Origin of the sequence: Cognatishimia sp., from assembly GCF_964229375.1 — a bacterium.
GTDB lineage: Bacteria > Pseudomonadota > Alphaproteobacteria > Rhodobacterales > Rhodobacteraceae > Cognatishimia.
The window spans coordinates 36760-50672 of sequence record NZ_CAXREH010000192.1 but is presented as its reverse complement, the minus strand read 5'-3'; the positions used below and the strand labels follow the sequence as shown (position 1 = coordinate 50672).

11 protein-coding genes are annotated in these 13913 nt (G+C 55.5%); 7 read left to right on the top strand and 4 right to left on the bottom strand.

The features are described 5' to 3' along the window. Nucleotides 1–21: 21 nt before the first annotated feature. Nucleotides 22–939: a LysR substrate-binding domain-containing protein gene (locus ACEQWH_RS14415; RefSeq protein ID WP_370231980.1), complete on the top strand. Its 918-nt coding sequence runs from the start codon at nt 22–24 to the stop codon at nt 937–939. Between the two features lie 207 nt (nt 940–1146). Next, on the top strand, nt 1147–2769 hold the full coding sequence (locus ACEQWH_RS14410; RefSeq protein ID WP_370231978.1) for a hypothetical protein: 1623 nt from the start codon (nt 1147–1149) through the stop codon (nt 2767–2769). Between the two features lie 7 nt (nt 2770–2776). On the opposite strand, the gene ACEQWH_RS14405 is transcribed toward ACEQWH_RS14410, so the two are convergent. The 3 genes from ACEQWH_RS14405 to ACEQWH_RS14395 all read right to left on the bottom strand — a co-directional run bounded on the left by ACEQWH_RS14405 (nt 2777) and on the right by ACEQWH_RS14395 (nt 6148). Next, nucleotides 2777–4225 (bottom strand): mannose-1-phosphate guanylyltransferase/mannose-6-phosphate isomerase, encoded by a 1449-nt coding sequence (locus ACEQWH_RS14405; RefSeq protein ID WP_370231977.1) that lies wholly within the window; start codon nt 4223–4225, stop codon nt 2777–2779. 70 nt (nt 4226–4295) lie between these two features. Further along, nucleotides 4296–5309: an NAD-dependent epimerase/dehydratase family protein gene (locus ACEQWH_RS14400; RefSeq protein ID WP_370231975.1), complete on the bottom strand. Its 1014-nt coding sequence runs from the start codon at nt 5307–5309 to the stop codon at nt 4296–4298. Between the two features lie 122 nt (nt 5310–5431). After that, nucleotides 5432–6148, bottom strand: coding sequence for a DnaA N-terminal domain-containing protein (locus ACEQWH_RS14395; protein ID WP_370231973.1), 717 nt, complete (start codon nt 6146–6148; stop codon nt 5432–5434). 490 nt (nt 6149–6638) lie between these two features. Between ACEQWH_RS14395 and ACEQWH_RS14390 the strand changes: the two genes are divergently transcribed. The 5 genes from ACEQWH_RS14390 (at nt 6639) to ACEQWH_RS14370 (ending at nt 13523) form a co-directional block, all read left to right on the top strand. Next, entirely contained in the window at nt 6639–7997 is a 1359-nt protein-coding gene (locus tag ACEQWH_RS14390) for an AAA family ATPase (RefSeq protein ID WP_370231972.1), read from the top strand. Then, entirely contained in the window at nt 7994–9109 is a 1116-nt protein-coding gene (locus tag ACEQWH_RS14385; RefSeq protein ID WP_370231970.1) for a ParB/RepB/Spo0J family partition protein, read from the top strand. The genes ACEQWH_RS14390 and ACEQWH_RS14385 overlap by 4 nt, the downstream gene beginning before the upstream one ends. 74 nt (nt 9110–9183) lie before the next feature. Then, entirely contained in the window at nt 9184–10506 is a 1323-nt protein-coding gene (locus ACEQWH_RS14380) for a UDP-glucose/GDP-mannose dehydrogenase family protein (RefSeq protein WP_370231968.1), read from the top strand. A gap of 21 nt (nt 10507–10527) precedes the next feature. Then, nucleotides 10528–11283 (top strand): metallophosphoesterase family protein, encoded by a 756-nt coding sequence (locus tag ACEQWH_RS14375; protein WP_370231966.1) that lies wholly within the window; start codon nt 10528–10530, stop codon nt 11281–11283. 140 nt (nt 11284–11423) lie between these two features. Further along, the gene (locus ACEQWH_RS14370) at nt 11424–13523 is read left to right on the top strand and encodes a GumC family protein (RefSeq protein ID WP_370231964.1); all 2100 of its coding nucleotides are present in this window, start codon (nt 11424–11426) and stop codon (nt 13521–13523) included. Here ACEQWH_RS14370 and ACEQWH_RS14365 read toward each other — a convergent pair. Beyond that, a complete protein-coding gene (locus tag ACEQWH_RS14365; RefSeq protein WP_370231963.1) occupies nt 13511–13861 on the bottom strand; it encodes a hypothetical protein in 351 nt (116 codons plus the stop codon). The genes ACEQWH_RS14370 and ACEQWH_RS14365 overlap by 13 nt on opposite strands. Between the last annotated feature and the right edge of the window lie 52 nt (nt 13862–13913).

The window sequence follows — 13913 nt, the reverse complement described above, 5'->3', positions numbered from 1 at the left end:
TCATAAGAAAACTGATAGGCCATGTCTGACGCTCGCAAATCAAACCGGATCCGACGCCTCAAATATATCGAGGCGTTTTCGGCCGTCGTGTCCACCGGCTCCATTTCTGCAGCCGCGCGGCAGCTGGGCGTGTCTCAGCCTGCCGTCAGCCATTTGATCAAAAATCTGGAGCAGGCCGTCGGCGCGCCCTTGTTTGTGCGCCGAAACGGCGCGATCTTTCCCACCGCGCGGGCCGAAAACCTGCGCGAAGACGCAATCGAGCTGCTGGCGCGGCTGGACCGGTTTCAGACCCAGCTGAATTATCGCGAAACCCAGATCCTGAACACCATTCGCATCACGGCGACGCTCAGTATCACCAACGAAATCCTGCCGCATGTGATTTCGGAAATCCACGCGCAGCACCCCGAAGCCAAATTCTATGTCAGCTCGATCCCACTGACAGCCATGATCGACTCGCTGACCCAAAGCCACGTCGACTTTGCCTTTCACACCCGCCCGCTTGAACACCCCCAGATCCGCAACGAAGTTCTGACCCGTGTCAGGCAAGTTGCCGTAATGCCCAAGACGCATCCGCTGGCGGAAAAAGACGTGCTGGAAATCGACGACATCCGCGGCTGCAAACTGGTCGGGGCGACGCGCAATGACCCGTCCTATCGGTACTATTCAGAACTGTGGCAGCGCCACAAAGTCCCCGCGACCCAGGTGCTGCAATCCCCTTTCGCCAGCCTCTCGATGCAGATGGTGCACACCTTTCAGGCCCTGTCGTTCAACAACGAAATCATGGCCCGCTCGGCCTGTCTGAAAGATGACCGCCTGACATGGAAATTCGTCGACGGCATCGAGGAAACCACAACGTTCTTCCTCGCCCTTGCCGACTGGCAATACGGCGGCGAGACCCACAAACTGGTGGAAGACTGTTTTCGATCGTCACTGCAATAGACGGGGGGGTGTGGGATTCCCCGCGGGATCGTGCGTTGCGGCTGCTATTCCGCATCGAAAATGCCGGAAGGTTTCGCAGCAAGACTAATATCTAACCCGTCGCATCCAGAAACTCTCGCAAAAGCTATGAGTTTCACCACTTTCGTTTGAGCCACGACTGGAACAATGGTATCCGAGATCGTGAGTTAATTTGCAGGTGGATTTGAAATGAGTTTTTTGAAACGGATCGTTCTGACCACTATCCCTCACAAAACCTATGCGTCTTCTGACAAAGCACTCAAGTTGCCGGTATGTCAGACCCCGTTTCGCAAAGTTGCCAGAACTCTGTTTGCCTCAGCCGCTCTTTTATGCGGTTTGGGCACGACCGTTTCCGCACAAGAGGTCGACGCAAGTGAATCGCCTGCGCTTCCCTCTGTTGAAATCAAAACCCACCCATCGTGGATGATGTTTGACTATCAAATGTTGTCCGTAGCCGGCCTGCCCGACTTGGACCTGCTGGGCTATCATATCATGACACCTGTCAATGACTGGTTGTCGCTGGGCCTCGGCAGCTATGCGCCCGTTGCGATGGGCGAGTACGGTGGCTTTATGGCGTTTGGAGGATTGGCCCACGCGCAGGTCCCGATCTCGGACAAGATGTTCTTAACAGGCGGGCTTTCTTTCGGAGGCGGCGGCGGTGGCCGCAGTACCGCACAAAGCGTCGTGCTGTCTGGCACCGGCGGCTATGTCAAAGGCTATGCTGGGATCGGGTATGACTTTGGTCGGGTTTCTGCCGGCGTGAATATCTCACATTTCAAATTCATCAACTCGGCGATCGACAGCACTCAGGCAAATGTCTTTGCGCAAATTCCGATCGGGCATCAGGTTGGCCCATTTGGCCGCTATGGCGAAAACTTCAGCTTGCGCGGCCAAGACACCTTCAAGTTCCGCGCGCCCAGCATTCTGTCCGTCGGTTTGGACAACTTCAATCAGATCAACCCGACCGGCAGCTTTAAGGGTACCCTGCGCACAGTTGATGTCCAGTACACGCATTTCATGAACGACCGCGCATATTGGTTCTTTGCACCCGGTGTCGGGTATCAAGGACTGGCGACCTACAATCAGGTTCTCGCGGGTCTGGGTATGCGCTATTCCGTGTCCCCCCGGATCAACCTCTATGGCCAGCTAGGCCTTGGGTCAGGTGGCTATGCACCAGCTTTGATCGATACGGGAACTGGATTGTTGGTTTATCCAAAAGCGTCTGCGGAATTCAAACTGTCAGATCGTATCGGCATCGCTTTGACGTCGGGCTATATTATGGCCCCGGACGGGACCTCTCGAAATATGACCTATGGACTGGCATTGAACACACATTTCGGGTCAACCCAACCAGACGGTCAAACCCCGACAGAAGGTCGTTATCAGGGCTATCGATTCAGCGCCGTGAACGAGACAAAACTGTCATCTGCTTATGCAGGCGTTGATCGCGGTCAGCTAAATCTGTTGGCGGGTCAAATTGATTTCATTGCAGGTGACTATCTTTACGTACCCTTGCGCGGCGCCATTTCCTATGAGGCCTATAAAACCTTTCCGGGGTATGGCGAAGTGACTGCCGGTATCGGCCTTAACAGCAAGTACAGCGCAGACAAGCCTCTTCAGGTATTTGGATCGCTGCAAGGCGGGGTGAATGTCGAAGGTTTGATTGTACGAGGTGCCCTCGGGGTGAACTATGGACTATCCGAAGATCTGGCCCTGCGCGCCGCGGCAAGCCAAACCTTTGGACAGGACGGTTACCGCTCTAGCAACATCGAACTTGGCGTTACCTATCGCTTCTCACGCTTCACGTTCTAGACCGCTGCTAACCCTTCGCGCCCTGCCCCCGCGCATAGACGTCGTCATAACGAATGATGTCGTCTTCACCGAAATAGCTGCCGGTTTGCACTTCAATCAGGGTCATCGGTAACTTGCCAGGGTTCTCCATACGGTGAACTGCGCCCAGAGGGATATAGACCGACTCATTCTCGCTCACCAATTTGACCTCATCGTCGATGGTAACTTTAGCGGTGCCTTCGACGACGATCCAATGTTCTGACCGATGGTGGTGGCTTTGCAATGACAAGGCCGCGCCAGGGTTTACGACGATGCGTTTCACCTGAAAGCGGGTGCCGATGACAAGGCTTTCGTACCAACCCCAGGGGCGATAATCGCGGGGCAGAGTCTCGGCCTGAGACGCGCCCTTGGCTTTCAGCTCGGCAACCGCTTTCTTGACGTCCTGCGCGCGGTCCTTGTGAGCGATCATCACCGCGTCGGGCATGGCAACCGCGACGATATCTTTCAGACCAATTCCGACTATCTCTTGCGCCTCAGACGTGGCGTGCAGCAGCGTATCGGAACAGTCAATCGAAGTCGCTGGGCCATTCAGAACGGTCCCGCTCTCGTCGCCTTCGTTCTCGCGCCAGACTGCGTGCCAGTCGCCAAGGTCCGACCAAGCCCCCCCATAGGGCACGACCGTCAAATTGTCCGCGCGTTCCATGACGGCGTAGTCGATGGAAATGTCTTCGCATTCTTCCCATGCCGCGGGGTCGAGCTTGGTGAAGGCCAGATCTTTTGCAGCGGCGTCAAAAGCCATCTTCACAGCTGCCAGCGTGTCTGGCGCGTGGGTTCTAAAGGCGTCAAGAATTGTTGTGGTGGAAAACAGAAAGATGCCGGCATTCCAAAGATGCATATTGCCCGCCAGCAACGCGTGGGCTTTGGCTGCATCCGGCTTTTCGACAAAGCTTTTAAGCTGTTGTGGCACCGGTGAAAATTCAGCATCTGGCTGGTCGCTCAGCTCAAGCCACCCATAGCCAGTTTCGGCACGATCAGGTTTGATACCAAATGTCACCAGCTGGCCCGATTCCGCAGCACCAGTCGCGGCTTGGACCGCATCGCGAAATCGCTCGGGATCCGGGATCACGTGATCAGATGGCGCAACAAGCATGAGGGCGCCCGTCTCTCTCGCTTCCAAAGAGATCGCTGCGGCACAGATCGCAGCAGCAGTATTGCGCGCAGACGGTTCGATCAACACCTCTGCTGGAACGATTTCCAGCGCGGCGAGCTGCTCGAGCACGACAAAACGGAAATCGGAACCCGTAACGATGGCCGGCGCAAAGAACCCGTCACCGGACAGGCGCCGCGCAGAAGCTTGAAACAAGCTTTCGTCGCCAACAAGATCCGTGAATTGCTTGGGGTAAGACTTGCGCGACAGCGGCCATAGCCGCGTGCCCGAGCCACCACAGAGCAGAATTGGGTGAATAATTTGCGACATGGACCTGCCTTAATATTTTACTGACGACCTGTAAGCCATGTGTAGCGCGCGTCGGCGACAGACCCAAATCCTATTTCCCGTAGTACGACAGATACCAATCAACAAATTGCTGAACGCCCTCTTTGACATCCGTCTGCGGAGCGTAACCGGTCAATGACTTTAACAGATCTGCATTGGCCCAGGTCGCCTGCACATCACCGGGTTGAATGTCCATGTAGTTGCGAATGGCTTTTTGGCCCAAGGCATCTTCAATGGCTTCCACAAAGTCCAGCAATCGCACCTTGTCTGAATTGCCGATATTCACAACCCGATGCGGCGCGACCGGCGACAAGCTATCGCCCACAGCGACCTGCGCCGCAGAAGGCGGCCGCACAGGAGGTGTTTCAATCAAAAGTGCAATGGCACGCACCAAATCGTCTACGTAGGTAAAATCCCGAAACATGTCGCCGTGGTTGAAAATACCGATCGGGACGCCGTCGCGTATGTTCTGGGTGAACTTGAAATAGGCCATATCAGGCCGCCCCCAAGGCCCATAGACCGTGAAAAAACGAAACATCGTGGTCGGCAAATTCCAAAGATGTGCATAGGAATGCGCCATCACCTCATTGGCTTTTTTCGTCGCCGCGTAAATGGTCAGCTGGTGGTCAGATTTATGTGTCTCGGCGTAGGGCATCACCTGGTTTGCCCCATAATCAGAACTGGTTGACGCCATTAAAAGATGCGCAACGCCATGTTGCCGTGCGATTTCCATGACGTTGAACGTTCCGACAATATTGCTGTCGATATAAGCACGAGGGTTTTCAAGACTATAGCGAACCCCCGCCTGCGCCGCGAGGTGAACGATAACATCAGGCTTGAAAGTATTGGCCGCAGACGCAAGCGCCTCCATATCCTCAAGCATCGCCTCGGTTCTAAAGAACCGGTCATGCGCGCCCAGCATCCGGTGGCGCTCTTGCTTCAGAGAGACGTCGTAATAGTCCGTCATGCCATCAAAGCCGTGCACATCATGTCCTTGACGCAGCAATGCGTTGGCAAGGTGGTATCCGATGAAACCAGCCGTTCCGGTAATGAGAATTTTTGTCATTAAGTGATGACTTCTTTAATCAACAACATTGGTATCACCATAAGTAAGAACCAATGGTTTCACCATGACTTGATCTTTGGAAACGCCAAATTCCTTATGCAACCCGGTGATTGACGCAGCAATCAGTGCCCACGCTCAAATGCCGAGACCTTTACGTCGCGCACAGACCGATCTTCTGCCAAAGCCGCGGCCAATATACGCCCTTTGAAATGTGTTCCCACGTAGTCCGCCAAAAACCGCGTAGGGGCCAAAAGCGTCAGTACACCGTCAGCCACATCAACAAAGATCAATTGCGCAAACCAAGCGTCATAGATAGCCGGATCTTGCGCGCGCAAAGAAGCTGCTACACTGCCCCACAAACCAGCTTCGGGCATAACAGGTGCCTCGCGCCGCAAAGGCACCACATTGCCCCCCTGCCCTTCCGGTTCTGGCGCTCCAGTCAATCGCGCAGCAAAGTCCGGTCCGACCGCCTTCCAATACGGCATAGTTTCCCCAAGCACCGTCTCAAACATAATCCGGTGCTCCGCCACTCTGCCCCGCGCCGCAGGCACAGCGACCTCGATCCAGCCACGCGCGCGCAACTCTGCCATCTCGCGCTTGACCGTGCGCTCGGTCACACCCCACATGCGCGCGAGTTCTTTCTGGCCGACCGCAAAGACACCTTTGCGCCAATTGAACCTAGCGGTGATAAGTAAAGACAGTCTTAAGGCCAACCGGGCCTCGACAGCTTCGCCTTGCGAGGCCATAACCAGGAGCGCCGTGAGCACGTCATATTTTGCCGCGCCCGCGCTTGGCCCATTGAACGAGCCGATATTCTCTATGATCCCAGAATGCCCCATGGCACGGCCTGCTCCTGTGCGCGTCTTTTTGATGCGTCGATTCGTGATTGCTTGTGAGAGAGACTAGCAAAATGGTCCTGCTCTGACCATCCGTTCAAACGCTTTTCCCGATCTTGTCGAAATTAACGTTGGAACTGCAGCAGCTGTCAAGGATTCGATATTTTCGTCGCTGATCCTAAACCCAATTTCGAAAGAAATGGGTATGGTATTGGTATTGGGGGACGCTCAGGATGTCACCCCAAAGCGTCTTGATGTCCCCCCAAGATGCAGGGAACGTGATCCGCATGTCCCCCTAAGTTTGGTCACCAGATCAAGGCTAAGCTCCGAATCGCTTTGACGAAATTCGCCCCCTGCCCTGCTATGATACGCTTATTATTAGGCGCGCGGACGATCAGGTTAGCTTTACTTTACATTAAGAATAACAAACTCGACAAATGGCGCAAATTGCGCGTAAATGCGGAAAACGCAGAAATTAACGTCCGAGGCTTTCTTGTTAACTCATACAGACCTGCGCGAGCTGCAGACCAAATCGCTGAAACTCCAGAGCTGGATCCGCCAGCAGACCTTCTCTCCTGAGAACGAGAAGACCCTTCGGCGGTTCTCGTCCTGGGAAGTGTCCGAGCTGATCTTTGGCATGAACCAGTCGACCTTCCGGGGCAAGCTCGCTTCAGACCCCACCTTACCCGCGGGTAAGGTCGAACCGGATGGGCGGCAGCGCTGGTTTACTCTGGACGAGATCAACACGCTGCGTCGCCGCCTGAAGCCCCGCGGCAAGACACTGCAACCCAAGCGTCCCGGTGGCCGCGCCTTTCGCACCGCCATCGCCAACTTTAAGGGCGGTGCCGGCAAGTCTACCGTCGCTCTGCATATGGCACATGCTGCTGCGCTCGATGGCTATCGCGTCCTCTGTGTCGACTTTGACCCGCAAGCCACGCTCTCCCACTCCATGGGTCTCAACGACGTCAGTGAGGAACACACCGTTTGGGGCATAATGGCCCGTGACCTGATCCGCGAGACCGAGGCCCAAAACAACGCGCCCCGAGGGGCTGCAAGTGGCACCGCCCTTCCCCAGCGCCAAATCCCCTCCTCTATCACTGGCCTTGGCCTTCAGGATCTGCGCGTCGCGGATTTCATCCAGCCGACCAACTGGCCGACCATCGACCTGATCCCCTCTTGCGCCAACGCGGCCTTCGTCGAGTTCGCCTCGGCTCAATACCGCCACCTGAACCCCGAATGGTCGTTCTTCGCCGCCATGTCGCGCTTCCTCGACCAGCTGCCCGAAGACCAATGGGACCTGATCTTCTTCGACTGCCCTCCCGCCATCGGCTACCAATCCATGAACGCAGTCTTCGCCGCCGACATGCTCTACATCCCCTCTGGCCCCGGCTACTGGGAATATGACTCCACAACCTCTTTCATCGGCCAGCTGTCGGAAGCACTCGAAGACCTCGCCCATGGGTTCGAAGGAACCTTATCCGCGGATAAGGCTGAGCTGCCCAAGGTCTTTCGCGACATCCGTTTCCTGCTGACCCGCTACGAGCCCGGCAATGATCTGCACCGCGCTATGTTTGAAGCCTTTGGTAGGGTTTTCGAGGATACGCTTTGCGAGCACCCGATCGAGATGACCCGGGCGGTGGAACAATCCGGACGCTTCCTCAGCTCGATTTATGAAATGGACTACCGTGATATGACCCGCGAAACCTGGCGCCGTGCGCGGGCGAGTTTCGATAGGGCCTATGCGGAAATGAAAACAACGATGCTGCCGCATTGGGAGGCCATGGAGGCAGAGATGAGTGGCGATACCTTATCCGCGGATAAGGTTAAGGCCGGAGAAGGAGCTGATGCATGACCCGCAAACGCAGAATGTTTGAGATCGACATGCCAGTTGAGGCGGGCGCAGAGCCTCTCAAGGCGGCCTCCAAACCCGAAACCAAAAAGCCCGGCCGCAGCCCTATGGCCGCCGCGATCACCGAGAATGCCGAAGCGCTCACCGCGCGCAAATCCGCCGCCGAGGCGATCCGCGAGGAAAACGATGCGCTCGCCCATGAGTTCGTCGCCCTGCGCGAAGCGGGTCATGTGGTGCGTGAAATCCCGCTGGAGGATGTGCACACCTATATGCTCGTGCGCGACCGTATCCCCGGGGAAGATCTGGAGCTTGAGAGCCTTGTGACCAGTATCCGCGACCTCGGCCTCTCCAACCCCATCCGCGTCTTTGAACGCCCCGATGGCACCGGCTATGAGCTGGTGCAGGGCTTCCGCCGCCTGAGCGCCTATAAGACGCTCGCTGAGGCCGCAGAGGGGCAGGGGAGCTACGCCACAATCCCAGCCCTCATCCTGCCCGGCGAGACCGACATCGCAGGCCTCTACCGCCGCATGGTGGATGAAAACGTCATCCGCAAAGACCTGTCCTTTGCCGAGATGGCCCACGCCGCACAGAACTATGCAGCAGACCCCGCGACCGAGGCGAACGACCTGAGCAGCGCCGTGGCGGCTCTGTTCCAGTCCGCGGCCTATTCCAAGCGCAGCTACATCCGGTCATTCGCCATGCTGCTGGAGCGTCTGGAAGGCGTGTTGAACTACCCCACCGAAATCCCCCGAGCCTTGGGTGTGACACTGGCACGCGAGATGAAAGAGAACCCCGAGATCGCGGGCCGCATAAAGAAAGACCTCAAGGGGTGGGACAACCGCTCGATCAAAGACGAGCTCGACGTGTTGCGCCGCCACGCGGGTCTCGCAGATGTCGACAACCTCGCCGACGCGGAAACGCCCGTGGCCAAGCCGAAAGAGAAGGGCAGGGGGGCGAAGCCCAAAACCACATTCCACATCCGCTCCAGTGCCGGGCAAGTCAAATGCACCGCCGCTGTTGGGCGGCTTGAAATCAAAGTGGATCGGGATTTCAGTGCGATCGACCGGCGCAAGCTGGAAGCGGCGATTGCGTCGCTGGTGGATGGTCTGGCATGATCTTATCCGCGGATAAGGTCTATAAATGTGTTTTATTTCATGTATTTACGATTTCAAAGGGTAGGGCGGCTTAGATGAAGATTGTCATGATTGGGGCAGGTTATGTCGGCCTGGTGTCAGGTGTCTGTTTTTCAGATTTCGGGCACGAGGTGATTTGCGTCGATAAAGACCCTGCAAAAATAGACAGCCTTACCCGCGGGGAAGTGCCGATTTATGAGCCCGGACTGCAGGATCTGCTGGCCAAGAACATTGCTGCAGGTCGACTGAGCTTTTCGATGGATCTTGGGGATGCTCTGCAGGAGGCCGACGCTGTTTTCATCGCTGTGGGCACGCCCACGCGTCGCGGAGACGGGCACGCTGATCTGTCCTATGTGATGGCCGCAGCCGAAGAGATCGCACATCTTGCTCCCGATGGGATTGTGGTGGTGACGAAATCCACCGTGCCCGTTGGCACCAACCGTCAGGTCAAGCAAACGATTCGTAAAGCCAACCGCGACTTGGTGTTCGAGGTGGCGTCTAACCCCGAGTTCCTGCGCGAAGGGGCCGCGATCAAGGATTTCATGAACCCGGATCGTGTGGTTGTCGGCGTCCAAAATTCTCGCGCCGAAGAGGTCATGCGCGAGATCTATCGCCCATTGTACTTGCGTGAGTTCCCTGTGGTTGTGACCGACCTCGAGAGCGCCGAGCTGATTAAATACGCAGCGAACGCTTTTCTTGCGACCAAAGTGACGTTCATCAACGAGATGGCCGCGCTTTGCGAAAGGGTAGGGGCCGACGTCAAAGAAGTCGCCCGCGGCATGGGGCTAGACGGGCGCATCGGGAACAAGTTTCTGCACGCGGGGCCGGGCTATGGCGGGTCGTGTTTTCCAAAGGACACCAAAGCCCTGGCGCGGATCGGTCAGGAAAACGCCGTGCCGATGCAAATCACTGAGACGGTGATTTCTGTCAACGAAGTGGTGAAACAACGGCTGCTGGATCGCCTGTTGGACCTGTGTGATGGCTCATTCAAAGACAAAACGATTGGCGTGCTTGGCGTGACGTTCAAGCCGGAAACAGACGATATGAGGGATGCGCCCGCGCTAACGATCGTCCCAGCGCTGGTTGGGGCAGGGGCCAAGGTTAAGGTCTGTGACCCTGAAGGGCGTCGCGAAGGCGAAAACCTGCTTCCTGGGGTGACTTGGGTCGATGATCCCTATAAAGCTGCTGGGAGTGCGCACTTGCTTGTTCTGCTTACAGAATGGAACGAGTTTAGGGCGCTGAACCTGAAGAAGATTGTTCGCAAAATGTCAGATCCGGTGTTTGCCGACTTTCGCAATGTCTATAGTGCGAAAGAAGCCAAACAAGCCAAGTTCCGGGTCTATGCCTCGGTTGGGCGGGCAGATGTGAGCGTGGACTAAAGACGGACTAAAGCGGCGCTTATGGCGGGACTATTTAATCGGCTGTTTCAAGGTCGCAAAGCGCAAGAGAGAGCAGAGCCGGTACGGGTTGAAATGCCTCCTTTGGCGGTGGAGCGTCCCATTGCGATCATCGGAGATCTTCATGGATGCTACGAGCTGACACAGGGATTGCTGACCAAAATCCAGGGACTCGCACCAGACGCCGAATTGGTGTTCGTTGGTGACTATGTCGACCGCGGTGAAAACAGCGCCGAGGTGCTGAGGTTGCTGATGGACATGCCTGATGCTGTTTGTCTGAAGGGCAATCATGAACAGATGATGCTCGATTTTCTTGAGAACCCCGAAGAGAAGGGCGCTCGGTGGTTGCGCTATGGTGGGTTGCAAACGGTGGCGAGCTTTGGCTGCACGACGCCAGTGGATCAGTTACGCGCTCTACGGGATGAAGTTTTGGAAGCCATGGGCGACGACATGGTGCACTGGATGCAATACCTGCCGCTGATGCATATCAATGGCAATCTAAGCGTTGTGCACGCTGCTGCGCATCCAGAACATCCGATAACTGCCCAGGACGAAAACACTCTAATGTGGGGTCATCCGAAATTTGAACATATTGGGCGACAGGATGGCATTTGGGTCGCTCATGGGCATACAATTGTGCAAATCCCTACTGTTCAAAATGGCCGCATTGCTGTTGATACAGGCGCGTATGCCACAGGGAAGTTAACTGCGGCGATCATTCAAAAAACCGAGGTTGAGTTCTGTCAAATACGAGGGTAACTCAACCAAAAGTATTATTGTGGCGCTTTGAATTCTGATTTCAAAAAAATGCAGTTCGATGTATTTAGTGCCGAGTGAAGTTGGAGTTCTAAACGTTGTTGGTTAGAAATGAATCGCGCAACACCGGATTGATTGGGTCAATGGACCGTATCGATGACGACGAAATCGATCTGCTGGCTTTGCTGGGTACACTGTGGCGCGGCAAATTTCTGATCCTTGCCGTTGCCCTGATGACACTAGCGTTCGGTGTCTATTACGCGGTTGAAGTGGCAGAAGAGCGTTACACGTCATCAACCACGCTGACCGTGCAGAGCAACGACCCGAGCGTGATCGATATCGAAGCTGTCGTTCCCGGGCTGTCATCGGAAGATGAGGCCTTGAACACAGAGCTCGAAGTCCTGCGCTCGCGTGGCTTGCTGGAGCGTGTGGTTGCGGAATTGGACCTGACAAGTGATCCAGAGTTCAATGCAAGCCTGACGCCCGTGTCACCTGTTTCCGTTGGTGGGTTCTTCAATCTGATAAATGACTGGCGTGGTGTCGTGGACGTGCAGCCGACGGATGCCGAGATTCGCAATAGCGCGGTCAAAGCTCTTGGCGAACGCTTAAGCGCGAGCGTCAAGCGCGATACTTTTGTGATCACGCTGAACGTCACCAGCAATTCTGCGGAAAAATCGCAGTTGATCGCTAATACGATCGCAGAGATCTATCTCGAAGATCAGGTGCGTGTGAAATTTGATACGATGGATCAGGCTGTGACCTGGCTGTCTGCGCGCGTGGTTGAGCTCGAAGAAGAGCTTCAGACGCGGGATGATGCCTTAAAGGAGCAATCTGCAGCGGCGGATTTTGTGAATGCCGAAGGTCTTGAGCTTATGAACCGTCAGGTGCGCGAATTGCGTGAGCGGTTGATTGGCGAAGAAAATGACGCGTCTCAAGTCGTTGCGAATTTTGCGCAGTTGCAGAATGCGGTTGCGGCTCAACAAACAGACATGGTGTTGGACATCACCAAAGACCCCGCATTGGACCGGCTTAGTCGATCTGGGGTGACGGATCAGCTGTGGGCAGAGGGCAGCGCCTTTGAAGCGCGCGTGAGCGCGCTGGTTTCCAGAGCTCGCACAGATGTAACGCGTGCGCAGACTCAAGTTACGGCGCTCGAGAATTCCATTGCCGCAATGGAGGGACGTGTTACGGAACAAGCAGAGAAGCTATCGGAGCTTCAGCAAATGCGTCGTGAGCTGGATACCATCTCGATCCTCTATGAAACCTTTCTGACGCGCTTGAGAGAGACGACCATCCAGCAAGGTATTCAAACGGCAGACGCGCGTGTCCTTTCGATGGCGATTCCGGGCGAGAAGGTCGCACCTCGATCGTCGATGATTGCGGCTTTGAGTCTGGTTCTGGGTGCGATGCTAGGTATCGGCTTGGTTTTGCTGCGTGAAATGCGGCAGAATGGATACCGTTCTGCCGAAGAGTTGCAGGACGCAACGGGCATCACTGTTATTGGCCAAATTCCATTGTTCCCCGTTGCCGCCCGTGCCGACATGATCGGCTATATTAAGGACAAGCCAACATCGGCGGCGGTCGAGGCTGTCAGGAATCTCCGCACCTCAATCCTATTGTCTGACGTAGATCAACAGCCCACGGTGATCATGTCGACATCGACTGTTCCGGGCGAAGGGAAGACCACGCAATCTGTGTCCTTGGCACAAAACCTGTCGGGCCTTGGCAAGAAAGTGCTGCTTGTAGAAGGGGACATCCGGCGTCGTACCTTGGATGAATACTTTAAGCAGGACGCGGGTGAGCATGGTATCGTATCCGTGATTTCCGGCTCTGTTCCATTGGCGGACGCCGTGTTCCATAGCGATCGATTGGGCGCAGATGTCTTGATTGGTGAGAAAAGCACGAACAACGCAGCTGATGTGTTCTCTTCTAAGAAATTTGCGGAATTTGTTGAGGAAGTACGCAAGGCCTATGACTTTGTCATCATCGATACGCCTCCGGTTCTTGTGGTGCCTGATGCGCGGGTCATCGGCCAGCACTGCGACGCGATCATTTATAGCGTGAAGTGGGATTCCACCCAGAAAAGCCAGGTAATTGCCGGATTGAATGAACTGCGGGCGGTGAATTTGAATATTGCAGGTCTGGTATTGGCGCAGATCAATCCTAGGGGCATGAAGCGCTATGGCTATGGTGGGAACTACGGCGCGTATTCGACCTATGGCAAGGGCTACTACGACGCCTGAGTTCTGTGTCGGACATAGCGTGTCACCGTAACCCCGATAGCGCCGCCGCTTATCGCGCCAAGTGAATTTGCGACGAAATCCAAGAGTTCATTTTGGCGACTGAATGTGGGCTGAATGAGTTCGATCAAGGTGCCATAGAGAATTGCGCTTACCGTATAAAAGGCGATCGACTTAGGCCGCAAGATGGCTGCGGTAAGCACCAATACTAGATAGGCCGTGAAGTGAGCGACTTTGTCGCTCCCAGCGGGTGTGGCTGTTGGCAAATGGACGGAATACAGCGAAAAAAATGCGATGGTTGCCGCCAGTGTGACTACGGTAAGAAATTTAAAATATTTCACAAAATTCACCAAAAATAAGGGCGCCTTTTGCAGAGGCGCCCCGGTTTCTTTG